This is a genomic window from Serratia sp. Ag1 (assembly GCF_000743355.1).
In the GTDB taxonomy this organism is placed as follows: domain Bacteria; phylum Pseudomonadota; class Gammaproteobacteria; order Enterobacterales; family Enterobacteriaceae; genus Chania.
Genome location: NZ_JQEI01000045.1, coordinates 1 through 968 on the forward strand (window position 1 = coordinate 1; position 968 = coordinate 968).

The 968-nt window shown below is 60.6% G+C and carries 1 protein-coding gene; it reads left to right on the top strand.

What is annotated here, in order from left to right:
* Positions 1-968, top strand: a 968-nt coding sequence (locus IV04_RS21610) for an Ig-like domain-containing protein (RefSeq protein ID WP_037441377.1), incomplete at both ends; no start/stop codon positions are given.

Sequence of the window (968 nt, forward strand, 5' to 3'; positions counted from 1 at the left end):
GACCACCGATGCCAACGGTATTGCCGCTCTGCCGGTGAGCAGCACCCAGGCGGGCAACGTGAAAGTGGAAGCCAACGTGGGCGGCGTGACCAGCAGCACCAGCCTGAACTTTGTGGCCGACAGCAGCAGCGCGAGCATCGATCAGAATGGCCTGACCGCGAACTCTGGTGATACCAAGGCTAACGGCACTGACGTCAACACCGTGCAGTTACCTGTCAAGGATGCCAATGGCAACCCGATCGCTGGCTATAACGTCACCTTTACCGTGACCGAGCCAGACGGCACCACCCGCCAGCAGACGGTGACCACCGACGCCAACGGCATTGCCGCTCTGCCGGTGAGCAGCACCCAGGCCGGCAACGTGAAAGTGGCAGCCAATGTCGGCGGCGTAACCAGCAGCACCGAGCTGAAATTTGTGGCCGACAGCAGCACCGCGACCATCGATCAGAACGGCCTGACGGCGAACACGGGTGATACCAAGGCTAACGGCACCGATGTGAACACCGTGCAGTTACCGGTGAAAGATGCCAACGGCAACCCGATCGCCGGTTATGAGGTGGTGTTTACCGTGACCAACCCGGACGGCACTACGCGTCAACAGACGGTGACCACCGATGCCAACGGTATCGCCACTCTGCCAGTGAGCAGTGATAAAGCCGGTAACGTAAAAGTGGAAGCCAACGTGGGCGGCGTGACCAGCAGCACCGAGCTGAAATTTGTGGCCGACAGCAGCACTGCGACCATCGATCAGAACGGCCTGACGGCAGCTACTGGCAGCACTCTGGCCAACGGCACCGACGTGAACACCGTGCAGTTACCGGTCAAGGATGCCAACGGCAACCCGATCGCCGGGTATGACGTGGTGTTTACCGTGACCGATCCGGATGGCACCCCCCGTCAACAGACGGTTACCACCGATGACAACGGTATCGCCACATTGCCTGTTACCAGCGACAAAGCGGGCAACG